This window comes from Allobosea sp. 05L423 (genome assembly GCF_056397745.1).
Genome location: NZ_JBFTOA010000018.1, coordinates 19,362 through 34,891, shown reverse-complemented (window position 1 = coordinate 34,891; position 15,530 = coordinate 19,362). Strand labels below are relative to the sequence as shown.

Here is a 15,530-nt window from a genome sequence, read left to right as displayed (position 1 = left end):
GTGGCGAAACCGGAACTCGGAACGAAGCGCGTTTGCCCGGTCACGGGGCGCAAGTTCTATGATTTGAACAAGGATCCCATCGTCTCCCCCTATACGGGGCAGGCTTACCCGCGGACGATGTTCGATCCGCAGGCCAAGGTGCCGGCCAAGCCAGAGGCCGATGAGGAGGAAGAGACCGAGGTTGCCGACGGCGCCGTCGAGCTCGTCTCGCTCGACGAAGCCGATGCGGAGGCTTCGGAGAAGGACGCCGTGGTCACGACCGAGGACGACATCGAGGTCGAGGACGACATCGGCGGTGAGGACGACGACACCTTCCTCGAGGAAGATGAGGAAGGCGACGACGACGTCGCCGACCTGATCGACGGGGATATCGAGGGCGACGAGGACAACTGATCCACAGCCTCGAAAAAAGATGACGACAAGGCGACATTAAGCGCTTGTGTCTTCAGCCCGGGCCGCCTATAGACCGCTGCGTCGCTGGACGGCGGCCCGGACGGAACCACCGAGGTGGTTCGAAAGACCCGGTTTTGACGGCCGATTCCCAACTCGGTCGTCGCGTGTGGGGCCATAGCTCAGTTGGGAGAGCGCTTGAATGGCATTCAAGAGGTCGGCGGTTCGATTCCGCCTGGCTCCACCAAAACACTCTTCGATCAGTCCTAGTCGATGACCGAAACCAGCCCTTAGCAGGCTGGTTTTTTGCGTTCTGGGGCCGCTGGTCTTCGGCGATCCGGAAAGATTGGCAGCCTTCACAGCGATGCTGGCGCCAGTGGCCCGAAGCATGGAGCGTTCTGCGATAGCGGGTTGCCTCATGCATCGGGATGGCTCGGCGGAAGACCGATTGACTATATTTTGGTGTTTGCCTAAATTACGAACATGAATCAGGTCTTCAAAGCCCTTTCCGATCCGACGCGGCGCGAGATCCTGCGGCTGCTGCGGGAGAAGGACATGACGGCGGGCGAGATCGCCGAGCATTTCGATCTGGCCAAGCCGACCTTGTCCGGCCATTTCGCAGTCCTGCGCGAAGCGGATCTCGTCCAGAGCGGCAAGCGCGGCACGACCGTCACATACAGCTTGAACCTCTCGGTCCTCGAGGAAGCGATGTGCCTGTTCCTCGACCGCTTCGGCTTCTCGCTGGAAGCCCGCTCCCATCCGGCCAAAGCAGTGGAAGGCCAGCCGTGACCCGCTCTTCGCTCCTCGAAAGCTGCCTCATAATCGGCGCGATGCTCGCAGCGTCCGCCTTCGCGCTCGGGCAGGTGCCGCACGACGCACGAATCGCGATCCATTTTGATGTAGCCGGCCAGCCGGACCGATTCGCCGATCCGTTGATCGCCTTCCTCGCCATGCCGGGCTTCGCGATGGCGATGACCGTGCTCTTTGTCCTCCTGCCGAGATGGGAACCGCATGCCGGCAATCTCGCTCGCTCAGCCTCGGCCTATGCCGCGACATGGCGGGCCGTCATCCTGCTGCTCGCCGCCTGCCACGCCCTTCTGATCGGCCATGCGCTCGGCCTGATCCGGGACGTGCCGGGCTTCATGACTGCGCTGCTCGGATTGTTTTTTGTGGCGACCGGCAATGTCGCCGGCAAGACGCGGCCGATGCGGCTCTTCGGCGTCCGGACGCCATGGACGCTGGCAGATGCCGGCATCTGGCAGAAGACCCACAGGCTTTATGGCCGGGCATCGGTGGGGCTTGGATTCGCGCTCGTCGCGCTCGCCTTCATCAAGGTCCCGCCCCATGTGCTGGCCGCCGCCAGCCTCGGAGGGCTTGCGCTGCTCGTCGCTGGAAGTGTGGCTTATTCCTGGTGGCTCTGGCGGCAGAATGCTGCGCACTGAAGCGGGCGTCGGGTCGGTTAGGCAACCCTATCGAAGCACCACCACCTTCGTGCCGGGCCGGACGCGGTCGTAGAGATCCATGACGTCGCGGTTGGTCATGCGGATACAGCCTGAGGAAACCGCTGCGCCGATCGTATCTGGCTCGTTGGAGCCGTGGATGCGGTAGAGGCTCGATCCGAGATAAATCGCGCGCGCGCCGAGCGGATTGTCCATGCCGCCGGCCATATGGCGCGGCAGGTCCGGGCGGCGCTTCAGCATCTGGGCCGGCGGCCGCCAATCGGGCCATTCGCGCTTCATCGAGACGGTCTTGGTGCCCGACCAACTGAAACCCTGGCGCCCGACGCCGACGCCGTAGCGCAGCGCCTGGCCTCTGCCGAGGACGTAGTAGAGCCGCCGCTGACTCGTCGAGATCACGACGGTGCCGGGAGCCTGTTTGCCGCTCCACGGCACGACCTGACGCGGAATCGGCTGTTCGCTGAAGATGTTGAGGAAATCGGCGAGGCCGCGGCTGATCGGATTGCTGTAAGCCTGCGCGGGCGCTGAAAGAGCCAGCAGCCCGGCGGCGAGAATGATGGCGCGTAGCATGATGCTCCCTGCGGCGCCCCCCGCTGCAGAATTAAAGAGAAGACGGAAAATGAGGTCAAGGCTGGCTCGCGGCAGACGGGCCGGCCACGATCACGCGTGGCCGGTCTTCCCGCGCTGCGGCCGGGGCGGTCTCAGTGGATCAGCTTGACCATGCCGACGACCACGGGCCCCATCAGCGGCAGCAGCACGTTCGAGATCGCGTAGGTCACGGTGTAGCCGATCACCGGGGTCGAATTGCCCGCGAGCGAGACCAGTGCAGTGATCGAAGGAGTGCTGCAGTGCTGGCCGGCGATCGCACCGAGCAGGATCGGCGCCTCGATCTTCAGCAGATGGCGGCCGATATAGAGCGAGACCAGGCCCGGCACGGCCGAAACCAGGATCGACAGCACCGGCAGCATCAGCCCGTACTGCTTGAGCAGCGCGACGGCGTCCGGGCCGACCGAGAGACCGATGGCTGCAATGAAGGTCGCCAGGCCGAAATCCTTCATGAACTCGGCCGCCTCGGGCGGAATGGCGCCGAGCAGGGGGCGGTGCATGTGCAGCCAGCCGAAGACGAGACCCGAGATCAGCGCGCCACCGCCTGTGCCGAGCGTCAGATTGAGCGGGCCGATCTGCAACGCGAGCTCGCCCAGCAGGAGGCCGGCGACGACGCCGAGACCAAGCATGACGAAATCCGTCGTCGACGTCGCTGGCAGCAGATGCCCGAGCTCGGTCGCGGCGCGGGTGATCGCCTCCTCCGAGCCATAGAGCGTGAGAATGTCGCCCTGCTCCAGCACGGTGCCGGGCAGAGCGGGGATGCCCTGGCCGAGGCGCCGCACGCGGGAAATGAACACGCCCCGCCGCTGCTCGTCACTGGCGAGGCGGCGCAGGTCACGGATGCGCAGGCCGGCCACCTCGCGGCGCACGAGCACGACCTGACGCTCGACGAGCGGAACATTGTCGCCCGCGGGCATCGGGACCTCGGCCCCGAGACGCTCGCTGACCGCGATGACCGAGCGACGCCGGCCGATGATCAGGACGATGTCATCGGCCTCGAGCTGGGTTTCGGGTGTCGCCTTGATGAAGCCCGAGACGCGCCCGACCTGTTCGATCGTGACGACGCCATTGACGCTGTTCTCGAAGGCGCCGACCGTGCCGCCGCTGATGGGACCGGCACGGAAGGTGCGCGAGACGATCTCAGGGACGCCGTTCTCCTTGTCGTTGTCGCCCTCGGCGCCAAGCTGCCGGGCCAGTGCCGCGGCCTCCTCGCGCAGATCGATCCGAAGCAGCAGCGGGCCGATCTGCGTCGTAAAGACCACGATGGCGACGAGCCCGAAGAGGTAGGTCACGCTGTAGGCGGTGGCCATATTGGCCTGCAGCCGCGAAATCTCGGCTGCGGGCAGCGCCAGCCGCGAGATCGCGTCAGAGGCTGTACCGAGCACGGCCGATTCCGTCGCCGCGCCCGCAAACAGGCCGGATGCCGTGCCTGCATCCAGGTTGAACAGCAGGACGGCTGCCGCGACCAGGGTCAGCACCGTCCCGACCTCGACGAAGGAGAGGACGCCATAGCGCAACCCGCCGCGGATATTGTTGAAGAACTGCGGCCCGGCCGTGAAGCCGAGCGCGTAGATGAACAGCGCGAAGGCTACGTTCTTCAGATCCGGGCTGATCGTCACTCCGAGTTGCCCGAGGGCGAGCGCGACGAACAACGTCCCGCAGACGCCGCCGATCCGGACGGGCCCGACCTTGATCTTTCCGATGAGGTAGCCGAGAGCCAGCGAAATGAAGAGGGCGACGACGGGCTGTGTAACAAAGGACACGGCGGTACCCGGCTCGGAGGACGGTACTTTCGAGATTATTCGCGCCGCATGAATTCGCAAGCCGCGGCATTGGAATGTGCGAGACCCACTGGCGTCAGGCGCCAGAGTGTGAATCATTTGGGCGAGGCGGCGGAAAATTTCTGCGGGGCAGACCCTTGCAGATATTTTAAGCTTGAAACAATATGCCTCTGCGCAGGCCATAGAAGTTTGAGGGAACCGGGTCGCGCATCCATTTCTCGTTCGTTCGTCCCGGGAGGGCATCGATGACGACACTCAAATTCGCACTCGCGCTGGGCTGCGGAGCGCTGGCATTTTCCATCGCGTCCGCGCAGGCGCAGGAGCCGATGAAGATCGGCGTGGTGAGCGTGCTGACCGGCCCCGGAGCGGCGCTCGGCCAGCAGGTCCGAGACGGCTTCCAGCTCGCGGTCGACAAGAACGGCGGCAAGCTCGGCGGCGTGCCGGTCAAGATCACGGTGATCGATGACGAACTGAAACCCGATGTCGCGGTGGACCGGGTGCGGACCTATGTCGAGACCGAGAAGCCGGCCTTCGTCGTCGGCCCGGTGTTCTCGAACATCCTTGGCGCCATCGCCAAGCCGGTCCTCGACTCCGGCGCCTTCCTGATCAGCCCGAATGCCGGCCCGTCGACCATGGCGGGCAAGGCCTGCAACAAGAATTTCTTCGTCACCTCCTACCAGAACGACCAGGTGCACGAAGTCCTCGGCAAATACGCGCAGGATCAGAAGTACAAGACCGCCTACATCATCGCGCCGAACTATCAGGCCGGTAAGGACTCGCTCGCCGGCTTCAAGCGCTACTTCAAGGGCGAGATCGTCGACGAGGTCTATGCGCCGCTGAACGCGCTGGATTTCTCGGCCGACCTCGCCAAGATCGCTTCGACGAAGCCCGACGTGGTCTTCGCCTTCCTGCCCGGTGGCCTCGGCGTCAACTTCGTCAAGCAGTGGTCTCAGGCCGGCCTGCAGGGCAAGATCCCGTTCCTCTCCGCCTTCACGGTCGATGAATCGACCCTCCCGGCGCAGCAGGATGCGGCGGTCGGCCTCTATGGCGGCATGACCTGGGCGCCCAACATGGACAACCCGCAGACGAAGGCGTTCGTCCAGGACTATGAAGCCGCCTACAAGATCGTGCCGGGCTCATACGCCCAGCAGGCCTATGACGCCGCGATGCTGATCGATTCGGCCGTGAAGGCGGCCGGCGGCACCGGCAATCCCGACAAGCTGCGCGAGGCGATCAAGAAGGCCGACTTCACCTCGCTGCGCGGCAAATTCAAGTTCAACACCAACGGCTATCCGATCCAGGACTTCTACCTCGTCAAGGTCGCCAAGCGGCCCGATGGCAAGTTCCAGACGGAGATCGCGGAAAAGGTGTTTGCCGACTACGCCGATCCGCACGCCAAGGATTGCGCGCTGAAGTGACGCAAAGCGTCATCCTCGGGCGAAGCGAAGCTTCGGCCCGGGGATCTCTTCGTCACGAGATGCTCGGGTCAGGCTCGAGCATGACGTCTCATGACCGGCCCTGACGTAGGACCGCGCGATGACAACCAGCCTTCTGATCGTCCAGCTCCTGAACGGGCTCCAGTTCGGCATCCTGCTGTTCCTGGTGGCGGCCGGGCTGACGCTGGTCTTCGGCGTGATGGACTTCATCAATCTCGCTCACGGCGTCCAGTACATGCTGGGCGCCTATCTCGCCGTGACCTTCGTCGGCCTCACCGGCTCCTTCATGCTCGGGCTCGTGCTGGCGCTCGCAGCCGCGCTGCTGCTCGGCCTTGCCTTCGAATTCCTGGTCTTCCGGCATCTCTATGAACGCGACCATCTCGATCAGGTCCTGGCGACCTTCGGGCTGATCCTGCTGCTCAACCAGGCGGTCAAGATGATCTGGGGCGCCGCGCCGCTCTCGGTGCCGGTGCCCGAATTCCTCTCCGGCAATGTCCGCCTGATGGACGGCATCCTCTATCCGACTTACCGGTTCGCCCTGATCGCGGCGGGCCTGGGCGTCGGCGCGCTGCTCTGGTTCGTGGTCGAGAAGACCCGCACCGGCATGCTGCTCAGGGCCGGCGCCTCGAACGCACCGATGGTCTCGGCGCTCGGCGTCGACATCCGCAAGCTGTTCATGGTCGTCTTCGCCTTCGGCACCATGCTCGCCGGCTTCGCAGGGGCGATGGCGGCGCCGATCCTTTCCGTCGAGCCCGGCATGGGCGATACGGTGCTGATCCTCGCCTTCGTCGTTATCGTCGTCGGCGGCATCGGCTCGATCCGTGGCGCCTTCGTCGGAGCGCTGATCGTCGGGCTTGTCGACACGCTCGGCCGTTCCTTCATGAACGACCTGCTCCGGTTGTTCATGGCGCCGGCCTCGGCTCGCGCCACCGGCGCGGCGCTCTCCTCGATGCTGATCTATCTGGTCATGGCGGCGGTGCTGTTCGTGCGGCCCGAGGGACTGCTGCCGGCCAAGGGGCGCTCATGAGCGCGGTAACCGGCTCTCCCCCGATTGCACGGCCGGCTGCGCCCCCGCTGCGCCGGCTCGCACCGCTCTTCATCCTCGGCCTGCTGGCGCTCTTGCCCCTCGCGACCTCGCTCGGCCTGCCCTCGCATTGGCTGACACTGGTGACGCGGGCGATGATTTTCGCGGTCGCGGCGCTCTCGCTCGACCTTATTCTCGGCGTCGGCGGTCTCGTTTCCTTCGGCCACGCTGCCTTCATCGGCATCGGGGCCTATGGCGCCGGCATCCTCATCACCGAAGGCCAGACCGAGCTGCTGGTCGCGCTGCCGTTGATCCTGATCGTCTGCGCCGTCTTCGCGGCGGTGACCGGCTACGTCTCGTTGCGCACGCGCGGCGTCGCCTTCATCATGATCACGCTCGCCTTCGGGCAAATGGCCTATTACTTCGCCCAGGCGCTCTCGGCTTATGGCGGCGACGACGGGCTGACGCTCTACGAGAAGAGCACGTTCCTGGGGCGGGAGATCTTCAGCAACCGCACCGGCTTCTACTACATCGCGCTCGGCACGCTGGCGGTGTGCTATTGGCTGGCGCGCCGGCTGGTCGCCTCGCGTTTCGGGCGCGTGCTGCGGGCGGCGCGCGAGAATTCCGTCCGTGTCACGGTGACCGGCTACGATGTCGATCGCGTCCGGCTCGGCGCCTATGTCATCAGCGGCATGATGGCGGGGCTGTCCGGCTTCCTGCTCGCCAACCAGACCGATTTCGTCAGCCCCGCCTTCATGTCCTGGCAGCGCTCGGGCGAGCTGATCTTCATGGTCGTGCTCGGCGGCGTCGGCTCGCTCTACGGGGCGATCGTCGGCGCGATTGCTCTCCTTGCCGTGGAGGATGTGCTCTCCGGGCTGACCCAGAACTGGAAGGCGATCTTCGGCCCGCTGATCGTGCTCTTCGTGCTGTTCACTCGCGGCGGTATTGCCGGCCTCATGGCCAAGCTCCGGGGGAGCCGCGATGGCTGAACCGGCGCTTGCACTGAAAGGGCTCGCAAAATCCTTCGGCGCGCTCAAGGTCACCAACGGTGTCGACCTCACCATCGCGCCCGGCGAGCTCCACGCCCTGATCGGCCCCAACGGCGCCGGCAAGACGACGCTCGTCCACCAGATCTCGGGTACGCTGCGGCCGGATTCCGGTGCGATCCTGTTCGGCGGCATGGACGTTACCCACCTGCCGCCGCAGAAGCGGGCGCAAGCGGGGCTCGCCCGCACCTTCCAGATCACCTCGACCATCGCCTCGCTCTCGGCGCTGGAGAACGTCGCGCTCGGCGTGCAGGCGAGGAGCGCCCATCCGCTCTCGGTGTTCCGCAACGCCGCACGCGACGAGGCGCTCAACGCTCCCGCCTGGGAAGCCTTGGAAGCGGTCGGCCTCGCCGGCCGCGCGCATGCCCCGGCCGGCAGCCTTTCCCATGGCGAGAAGCGCGCGCTCGAGATCGCGATGGCGCTGACCTTGCAGCCGAAGCTCATCCTGCTCGACGAGCCGCTCGCAGGCGTCGGCCATGAGGAGGGCGAACGCCTGATCGCCTTGCTGAAGAGCCTGAAAGGCCGCTTCGCCATGCTGCTGGTCGAGCACGACATGAGCGCCGTCTTCGCGCTGGCCGACCGTGTCACCGTGCTGGTCTATGGCGGGGTGATCGCCTCGGGCGAGCCGGCTGCGGTCCGGGCCGATCCGGCCGTGCGGCAGGCCTATCTCGGCGAGGAGGGCTAGCGATGCTCACCGTCGAAGGGCTCGATGCCGGCTATGGCGAGGCGCAGATCCTGTTCGGGATCGATCTCACTGTGGGCGAAGGCGAGGTCGTGACCCTGCTCGGCCGCAACGGCATGGGCAAGACCACCACGGTGCGCGCCATCATGGGTCTGCTGCCGGCACGGGCCGGGCGCATCGCTTTCGGCGGGCGCGACCTGACGGGCGCCCAGCCCTTCCGCGTCGCCCAGGCCGGCATCGGCCTCGTGCCGGAAGGCCGGCAGATCTTCCCGACGCTCTCGGTCGAGGAGAACCTGATCGCCACGGCGGCGGACCGCTCCGGCAAGAAGCGCTGGGATCTCGATCGGATCTATGCCTTCTTCCCGAGGCTAAGGGAGAGGCGGGAGAACCGCGGCAACCAGCTCTCCGGCGGCGAGCAGCAGATGCTGGCTATCGGCCGGGCGCTGATGACCAATCCCAGGCTGACCATCCTCGACGAGGCGACGGAGGGGCTCGCGCCCCTAATCCGCGAGGAGATCTGGAACTGCCTGACGGCACTCAAGGCAGAGGGAGAATCGATCCTCGTCATCGACAAGAACGTCGATGCGCTCGTCAGGATCGCCGATCGCCATATCGTGCTGGAGAAGGGCCGCGTCGTCTGGCGCGGTACGAGCGCCGAATTGCGCAGCGACAGCGCCGTGAAGGATCGCTTCCTGCATTTCTAGCAGACTGTCCCAACCGCCTTCCGGTCCGCAGGCCGGCCTGACGAGGAGAGCAAGACCATGAAGCCGCTGACCGCCGGCGTGACGCGCGCCAATGAGGGCCTCGACGGAATCTCCTGGAGCATCCTCGGCCAGACCTATGTGCCGAAGACGTTGACGGAGGACAGCTTCTCCTGGCACGCGACGCTTCCGCCCGGCACCTTCGTGCCGCCGCATATCCACACGACGCAGGACGAGTTCATCTACATGCTGGAAGGCCGGCTCGATCTCGTCCTCGATGGGCAGGAGAGTTTCGCGACGGCCGGCGACCTGATCCGCCTGCCGCGCAACGTGCCGCATGGCCTGTTCAACAAGGGCGATGCGACGGTGAAGTGCCTGTTCTGGGTTTCGCCGACGGGCCGGCTCTACGACCTGTTCTGGGGCATTCATTCCATGGCCGAGCAGAAGCCGGCCGATGTCGTCGCGCTCTCGGCCAAGCACGAGGTCGACTTCCTGCCGCCCCCGCCCGACGGCGCTTGAGAGCAGGGCGCCACAATGGCTTCTTGGGAAGCCTCGCAGTCATGCTCGCCCTTGTGGCGAGCATCCACGTCCTGAACACCGCATGGCACGAAGGACGACGTGGATGGTCGGGGCAAGCCCGACCATGACGGGGACCGCATGTTCATGGATTCCGAGTTCGCCGTCTTGCGGCGCCCCGGAATGACGGCGCGGTACCGGCTCTACCCTTTGCGCGCCGCAAGCTGCTCGGCCGAGAAGCCCGCTTTGCCGGCATAGGATTTCACGATCTGCTCGCGCTTGGCATAGCCGAGCACGCGCTCGACATCGTCGAAGCCGTTCGGCGCCAACGCCTCTATCGCGTCGATGACACGTTCCGGCCCGCCGACGCGGTTCATCGCCACAACCTCGGCCGTCGCGGGCAGACGCTGCGCTTCATAGGCAGCCAGCGCCTGGCGCGGATGCTCGGCTTTCACCAGACAGTCGGCGAGGCAGCGCGCATCGAGGATCGCCTGCGAGGCGCCGTTGGAGCCGACCGGATACATCGGATGCGCGGCATCGCCGAGCAGCGTGACGCGGCCATGGGTCCAGCGCGGGAGCGGATCGCGGTCGCACATCGGATATTCCCAGAAGGTCGAGGTCGCGCGGATCAGCCCGAGAATATCCATGCCCGGCACGCTGAAGCGGCGCGCGAAGGGCAGCACGTCCTCGAGGCGACCGGGCTTCGACCACGCCTCCTTCGGCGGCGGTCGCTCGGGATCGCCATTGCGGATATTGACGACCCAGTTGGTCAGCCGCGTCTTCGCGGTCGCTCCCTTGCCGATCGGGTAGAGCACCAGCTTGCCGGCCATACCGCCGGCGATGATCATGCTCTCGCCATCGAGGAAGGTCGGCCACTCGCAGGCGCCGCGCCACATCTGGACGCCCTGCCAGCGCGGCGGCCCCTGGTTCCGGAAATAGAAGGCCCGCACGGCCGAGTGGATGCCGTCCGCGCCGATCAGGATGTCGCCGCGCGCCGTCTCGCCTGCCTCGCCGAAGCGGGCATCGCTGAAATGGGCGGTGACGCCGCCCTCGTCCTGCAGGAAGCCGACCAGTCGGCGGCCGGTGCGGATCGCGTCCTCGCCCAGCCGCTCCGCAACGGCGTCACGGATGACGCGCTGGAGCCGCCCGCGATGGATCGAGAACTGCGGCACCGGCGCGCCTGCGTGCAGGCCGCGCGGCTCGCGCCAGACCGCCTGCCCGAAGCGGTTCATGTAGATCAGTTCGCGCGTGCGGATGCCGGCCTCGTCCAGCGTCGGCAGCAGGCCGAGATCGGCCAGCTCGCGAATGGCATGCGGCAGCGTGTTGATCCCGACGCCGACCTCCCGGATCTCGCTGGCCTGCTCGTAGACCGTTGCTGCGATCCCGCGCGCATGAAGCATCAGCGCCAGCGTCAACCCGCCGATGCCGCCACCAACGATGATCACCCGCATATGCCCGTTCCCCTGGGTCTAATATTTTAAGTTTGAAATATAGCCGTTTGCATTGTCAATCGCCGATGGCGGTCTCGCCAGGCCGGGCCCGGAACAAGGACGCGATGGGACGACGAAAGCCGGGTCCCGCTTCGGTGCCCCGGGATTGCTTCTGAATCGAACGGTCGCGCTTTCGCCCTCGAAGACTGATCGGTTCCGAGGGAAATCGAACGCAGCACAACTTGCCGAAGAGATGGCCGGAAAAGTGTGGGTCGCCAGAGCATCAGCGTTACCCAAAGGGAACTTCCGCCGCCCCATTCGCGTTATTCGGTTGCGCGGCGTACAAGCCTAGCACCGCGCCACCTGAAGGGAGCCGGCCTTCCTATCCCGGCCCCCTTCTTTTGTTTTGTTTGCCCCAAGCGACCCGTCCTCAGGGTATCGCTGGCAGAATGTCTCGGGCGGCGGTGCCAAGAAAGCGTGTGACCGCATCAAGCCGCAAGTCGTCAGCCTGGCCCAGACGAAGCGGGATTGCGCCTTTTGCTGTGGGGAGATCATTCGACCACTTCGATGATCTTGCGCGTGCCCGGCTCGCTCGGGATCGTCTTGCCGTTGACGACAGCGAAGCGGTATGGCGCAACGCCGACAAGAGAAGACAAGCTCTGCAAAGTCGCCGAGGACGGCAGGGCCGTGCCGTGCCGATCAAGGTCGGCTAGGGCCGGTCCCTGCCCGAGGCGCGCATATGAACGGCGGTTGACCCGTCGTCGACCCGCCGGCGGATTTCGGGAGCTCCGGCTATCATTCCTGCCCGGCGATATCGGAGACGCCCTCTTCCGGCTGTTCGGAGGCCTTCCGCCCGACGCCGCGCATCATCGCGATCGAATCCTCATAGACCTTGATCGCATGGGAGAGCGCTTCAAGCTCTCGCTCCTGCTCGCTTCCCGCTGTGGCGCCGCTCAGAGCCTGGACGCGTTTTACCGCGGCGACGCATTCGTCCGGGTTGCGGATGATCAGCTGCTTCATGGCTACTCCCCTTTCGGAGTTGGGTTCGTTCCCATTCTCGCTGCGCCGACGCGCTCATCGTGCCAAGGCACATCGTCTCGCCATGTCAGGTTCTTGGAACAGACAGGCCGAGCACCGGCATCTGAATTAGATATCGGGAGTGGGGAGATCCTCCGCCAGATCATCCGCACGAATGACGGCGTGGCGAACGCAGTTGCTGCGTCAAATCTCCGCTCGTCGGAATCCCCTTGCTCGTGCCAAGCCGACCGTTGCGGGCCGGGCCATCGTCCCATCCGGATCACAGGCGCGGTGGGGATCCGGCTTCTGGCGGAGGGATAGGCCGACCCATCCACCGATGAACAAGCCGGACCTCTCGCCAGGAGCGGGGCAGCGTATGCGACGGCCGGGGCCGGATCAGATCCGGAGTTCGTGAAGACCTGAACGAGCCCGCTACCCCAACCTTTCGAGCACTTTGGCAGCCGCGGTCAGGTCTGGAGTATCGCCGCCGTCCGTGAACTGCTCGACAACTGGTCGCAGGAGCGCATGGGCTTCAGCCGCGCGACCCTGCCGGTCCCAGAGGGATGCAAGGTCGGTCGCGGCTCGGACCTCCCACGCTCTCGTTCCCTGGGTCCGGGATAGTTCCAGGGACCGCGCGAAGTAAGCCTCCGCCTCCGTGTGGCTCAATTCGGGAGCCGCGGCGAGAATGCCGCCTTTCAGGCGCAGAAGTTCGGGAAGGTAGGATTTGTAGCCCTTCACTTCGATCATCCGTTCCGTTTCCTCCACAAGCCTCCAAGCGTCAGCATGGCGACCGGCTACCTTGAGCCCCGAGGCGAGGACGATCTGGAAGCGTGTCGTGAAGAGTTCGAAGCGCGCCTCATGAAGCTTCTCGATGTGCTTTCGCAGCATCGCCACGCCCGCTTCGACATCGCCACGCCGGATCACGAGTTCGGCCTTGAACGCATTGCCCATGTGAAGATACGGCTCAAACGCGTGCGTTTCTGCGCGGGAAATAAACGAGTTCAGATGTTCCTCCGCAAGATCGAGATCGCCGAGCCACAAGAGTGCAGCGACGGCATTCAGCACGATCCCGAATGCAATCGGGTGACGGATCGCTTCTGCTTCCCTGAAGGCTTGTTCCACGGCTTTACGCGCCTGTGCGGGATAGCCTTGCATCCAGAGCGTAGTCACCCAGCCGATTTCGGCCCAGCTATAGTAATCGAAGCCGAAATGAATTTGCCGGCTGGTTGCCGGGTTTTGAGGTTCGAGAGCGGATTTTAGCTCCGAGCGCGCATCGGCAAGCCGACCCGTGACGCTGAAGGTGAGGCCGAGCAGAGTATGGGCAAGTGAGGTCGCGACGGCATCATCCAGCGTGCCCGCGATATCCGAACAGCGCTCGGCGCATCGCATGCAGTTTCCATACTCCCCGCTTCGCAGATGATAGATGAACAGTGGCCCCAGCAGGCGCACCGCGTTGAGGTGGTCCCCGCGCGTTTCGGCGATCTCGAAGCTTCTCTCCAGCGCCGCAAGTGTTGCCTCATTGTGTCCACGCGTGAACATCAGGGACACGCCGAATGAGGCCTGCAGCTGCATTTCCTCGCCGCTGCCCCGGTTTGTCTCGTCGAGGGCCCGCAGCGCCCGTTCGGTCCAACGATGGCATTCGGGCAGCAGGCCCATGGCGCGGAAAACCGGAGCTGCGGCGGCGGCAAGTCCAATCCCGACTTGCGCATCCCCGTTATCGGTGAAGCACCATTCCAGTGCCGCGTGCACATTGTTGAGGGCGGCGTAATGCGGTGCCCGCTCCACCCCCGTCGATAGCGACGACCACTCGCTTCCGTTCTGCTCCAGCCACCTCCGGTAATACGAGGCGTGGCGAGCGGCCAACTCCGTCCGCTCTGCTTTGTCCGTGGTGAGATTAATCGCATAAGAGCGTGTCGTATCGAGCAGACGGTAACGCATCATCGCGCCAAGGGGACGCGTGGCGACCATCGATTTTTCGACGAGGCTGTCGATCGCCGCAAAGACTGCGGCCGTGTCGAGCGTATCGTTCGTCACCACTTCCAACGCCGCATCAAGCGTGAAATGCCCAACGAAGACCGCGAGCCGGCGCAGCACTGCGCGCTCCAGGTCGGAGAGGAGGCCATAACTCCAGTCGAGCGTCGCCTGCAGCGTCTGCTGGCGCGGCGGGGCGGTGCGCAGCCCGTGCCAGAGGAGCGTCAGCCGCTGCTCCAGCAGGGCCGCCGTCTGCTCGAGCCCGTACGTCTCGACACGTCTGGCTGCAAGCTCGATGGCAAGCGCGACACCATCGAGCTTGCGGCAGATGTGACAGACGATTGCGACCTCCAAATCTCCCACGTCGAGGCGCGCGCCGCTTGCCGCTGCGCGCTCGAGGAAAAGTTGCGTCGCTGGAAACTGCTGCATATCGCTCACCGCAAGCCTTGGCGCCTCGGGCGGACAGGCCAACGCGTCCAGCCTGTAGACGCGCTCGCCCCCGACGCGCAGAGCCTCTCGGCTTGTTGCGAGAATTTGCAGCTGCGGCGCGGCCTCCAGAATGGCCGCCACCATCGCGGCTATCGCCTCGACGAGATGTTCGCACGTATCGAGGACCAGCAGGAGACGCTTGTCTTTCAGAAATCGGATGAGGTCCTGCGTCGGGTCCTCGGCCTGCACCGGCAGGCCCAGCAGGGACGCTACAGACGTCGCAGCCAATCTGGGATCGCTGATGACGCCAAAGTCTACGAACAGCACATGTTCTGCGAAGCTCTCCGCCACCCGATGGGCCGTGGCAATCGCGACAGTGGTTTTGCCGACGCCGCCGGGGCCGACGATGGTGACGAAACGGCACTGCGCCAGTTGCTCGGTCAGTTCAAGAACATCGGTATCCCGGCCGATCATCCGCCCGAGACGCGGCGGCAGGTTGGCGTGTGAGAAATGGAGTGGGCGGGCCTTCACGCCGTTACGGTCAACGGGCCTGCCTGTAACAGGAGCGACGAAGCAGTAACCTCGGCCCGGAACGGTGGTGATGTAGCGTGCCCCGTGCTGGCCGTCTCCGAGCACCCTGCGTAGGCCCGTCATGTGAAACCGCAGGCTGCCTTCCTCGACACGCGCATCAGGCCAGACCTCAGCCATCAGGTCCTTCTTGCTGATGATCTCGTTGGGCCGGGCCACGAGCGCAATCAGCAGGTCCAGAGGGCGCCCGCCCATTCTGACGGGCACGCCGTCTTTGGTGAGCAACCTTTCGCTGACGGACAGCCTGAACGGACCGAAGAGAAATCCCGCGCTGTCTCCGCTCACCGCGCTTGCCATGGCGTCATCTTTCGCGTCGGCGCTTGCTTTGGCGTGGTTTGGGCGATCGCCCGGCCAAATTTTGGCCGGAGAAACTAGGAGCCGGATACGGCCGGATGGCAAGTGCTCTTCGTTAGTCGCCGCGCGGCGGAAGATTGGCCCCCACTCCGAAGACCTAAT

At 65.2% G+C, this 15,530-nt stretch carries 14 protein-coding genes and 1 tRNA gene; 10 read left to right on the top strand and 5 right to left on the bottom strand.

Annotated elements, in window-relative coordinates; translation table 11 throughout:
• The 4 genes from AC1DNE_RS25145 to AC1DNE_RS25130 all read left to right on the top strand — a co-directional run bounded on the left by AC1DNE_RS25145 (position 1) and on the right by AC1DNE_RS25130 (position 1,832).
• Positions 1–393, top strand: coding sequence for a TIGR02300 family protein (locus tag AC1DNE_RS25145; RefSeq protein WP_441472403.1), 393 nt, complete (start codon positions 1–3; stop codon positions 391–393).
• A gap of 168 nt (positions 394–561) precedes the next feature.
• Positions 562–637: transfer RNA gene (locus tag AC1DNE_RS25140), tRNA-Ala, on the top strand.
• Positions 638–873: 236 nt separating this feature from the next.
• Positions 874–1,179, top strand: coding sequence for an autorepressor SdpR family transcription factor (locus tag AC1DNE_RS25135; protein ID WP_476765226.1), 306 nt, complete (start codon positions 874–876; stop codon positions 1,177–1,179).
• Positions 1,176–1,832 (top strand): SdpI family protein, encoded by a 657-nt coding sequence (locus tag AC1DNE_RS25130; RefSeq protein WP_441472192.1) that lies wholly within the window; start codon positions 1,176–1,178, stop codon positions 1,830–1,832. The genes AC1DNE_RS25135 and AC1DNE_RS25130 overlap by 4 nt, the downstream gene beginning before the upstream one ends.
• A gap of 27 nt (positions 1,833–1,859) precedes the next feature.
• On the opposite strand, the gene AC1DNE_RS25125 is transcribed toward AC1DNE_RS25130, so the two are convergent.
• Both AC1DNE_RS25125 and aspT read right to left on the bottom strand, forming a co-directional pair.
• A complete protein-coding gene (locus tag AC1DNE_RS25125; RefSeq protein WP_441472193.1) occupies positions 1,860–2,417 on the bottom strand; it encodes a L,D-transpeptidase in 558 nt (185 codons plus the stop codon).
• A 131-nt stretch (positions 2,418–2,548) separates the two neighbouring features.
• Positions 2,549–4,216 carry an aspartate-alanine antiporter gene (gene aspT, locus AC1DNE_RS25120; protein WP_441472194.1) on the bottom strand — a complete coding sequence of 556 codons (1,668 nt, stop codon included), beginning with the start codon at positions 4,214–4,216 and terminating at the stop codon, positions 2,549–2,551.
• Between the two features lie 263 nt (positions 4,217–4,479).
• On the opposite strand from aspT, the gene AC1DNE_RS25115 reads away from it, so the two are divergent.
• The 6 genes from AC1DNE_RS25115 to AC1DNE_RS25090 all read left to right on the top strand — a co-directional run bounded on the left by AC1DNE_RS25115 (position 4,480) and on the right by AC1DNE_RS25090 (position 9,642).
• The gene (locus AC1DNE_RS25115) at positions 4,480–5,652 is read left to right on the top strand and encodes an ABC transporter substrate-binding protein (protein ID WP_441472195.1); all 1,173 of its coding nucleotides are present in this window, start codon (positions 4,480–4,482) and stop codon (positions 5,650–5,652) included.
• A 118-nt stretch (positions 5,653–5,770) separates the two neighbouring features.
• Positions 5,771–6,697 carry a branched-chain amino acid ABC transporter permease gene (locus AC1DNE_RS25110; protein ID WP_441472196.1) on the top strand — a complete coding sequence of 309 codons (927 nt, stop codon included), beginning with the start codon at positions 5,771–5,773 and terminating at the stop codon, positions 6,695–6,697.
• Complete coding sequence (locus AC1DNE_RS25105; RefSeq protein ID WP_476765228.1) at positions 6,694–7,683, top strand: branched-chain amino acid ABC transporter permease; 990 nt, start codon at positions 6,694–6,696, stop codon at positions 7,681–7,683. The genes AC1DNE_RS25110 and AC1DNE_RS25105 overlap by 4 nt, the downstream gene beginning before the upstream one ends.
• Positions 7,676–8,425: an ABC transporter ATP-binding protein gene (locus AC1DNE_RS25100; protein WP_476765229.1), complete on the top strand. Its 750-nt coding sequence runs from the start codon at positions 7,676–7,678 to the stop codon at positions 8,423–8,425. The genes AC1DNE_RS25105 and AC1DNE_RS25100 overlap by 8 nt, the downstream gene beginning before the upstream one ends.
• A 2-nt stretch (positions 8,426–8,427) precedes the next feature.
• Entirely contained in the window at positions 8,428–9,126 is a 699-nt protein-coding gene (locus AC1DNE_RS25095) for an ABC transporter ATP-binding protein (RefSeq protein WP_476765230.1), read from the top strand.
• Between the two features lie 57 nt (positions 9,127–9,183).
• Entirely contained in the window at positions 9,184–9,642 is a 459-nt protein-coding gene (locus AC1DNE_RS25090) for a cupin domain-containing protein (protein WP_476765231.1), read from the top strand.
• A 200-nt stretch (positions 9,643–9,842) separates the two neighbouring features.
• Here AC1DNE_RS25090 and AC1DNE_RS25085 read toward each other — a convergent pair whose 3' ends face one another.
• The 3 genes from AC1DNE_RS25085 to AC1DNE_RS25075 form a co-directional block, all read right to left on the bottom strand.
• Positions 9,843–11,090 (bottom strand): flavin-dependent oxidoreductase, encoded by a 1,248-nt coding sequence (locus tag AC1DNE_RS25085; protein WP_441472201.1) that lies wholly within the window; start codon positions 11,088–11,090, stop codon positions 9,843–9,845.
• A 774-nt stretch (positions 11,091–11,864) separates the two neighbouring features.
• Positions 11,865–12,089: a hypothetical protein gene (locus AC1DNE_RS25080; protein WP_441472202.1), complete on the bottom strand. Its 225-nt coding sequence runs from the start codon at positions 12,087–12,089 to the stop codon at positions 11,865–11,867.
• A 429-nt stretch (positions 12,090–12,518) separates the two neighbouring features.
• A complete protein-coding gene (locus AC1DNE_RS25075) occupies positions 12,519–15,371 on the bottom strand; it encodes an ATP-binding protein (RefSeq protein WP_476765232.1) in 2,853 nt (950 codons plus the stop codon).
• Positions 15,372–15,530: the final 159 nt, after the last annotated feature.

Coding starts and splice junctions, on each gene's coding strand:
- AC1DNE_RS25125 (WP_441472193.1), bottom strand. CDS start 2,417: ATGCTACGCGCCATCATTCTCGCCGCCGGGCTGCTGGCTCTTTCAGCG.
- AC1DNE_RS25115 (WP_441472195.1), top strand. CDS start 4,480: ATGACGACACTCAAATTCGCACTCGCGCTGGGCTGCGGAGCGCTGGCA.
- AC1DNE_RS25080 (WP_441472202.1), bottom strand. CDS start 12,089: ATGAAGCAGCTGATCATCCGCAACCCGGACGAATGCGTCGCCGCGGTA.
- AC1DNE_RS25100 (WP_476765229.1), top strand. CDS start 7,676: ATGGCTGAACCGGCGCTTGCACTGAAAGGGCTCGCAAAATCCTTCGGC.
- AC1DNE_RS25095 (WP_476765230.1), top strand. CDS start 8,428: ATGCTCACCGTCGAAGGGCTCGATGCCGGCTATGGCGAGGCGCAGATC.
- AC1DNE_RS25085 (WP_441472201.1), bottom strand. CDS start 11,090: ATGCGGGTGATCATCGTTGGTGGCGGCATCGGCGGGTTGACGCTGGCG.
- AC1DNE_RS25105 (WP_476765228.1), top strand. CDS start 6,694: ATGAGCGCGGTAACCGGCTCTCCCCCGATTGCACGGCCGGCTGCGCCC.
- AC1DNE_RS25110 (WP_441472196.1), top strand. CDS start 5,771: ATGACAACCAGCCTTCTGATCGTCCAGCTCCTGAACGGGCTCCAGTTC.
- AC1DNE_RS25135 (WP_476765226.1), top strand. CDS start 874: ATGAATCAGGTCTTCAAAGCCCTTTCCGATCCGACGCGGCGCGAGATC.
- AC1DNE_RS25090 (WP_476765231.1), top strand. CDS start 9,184: ATGAAGCCGCTGACCGCCGGCGTGACGCGCGCCAATGAGGGCCTCGAC.
- AC1DNE_RS25075 (WP_476765232.1), bottom strand. CDS start 15,371: ATGGCAAGCGCGGTGAGCGGAGACAGCGCGGGATTTCTCTTCGGTCCG.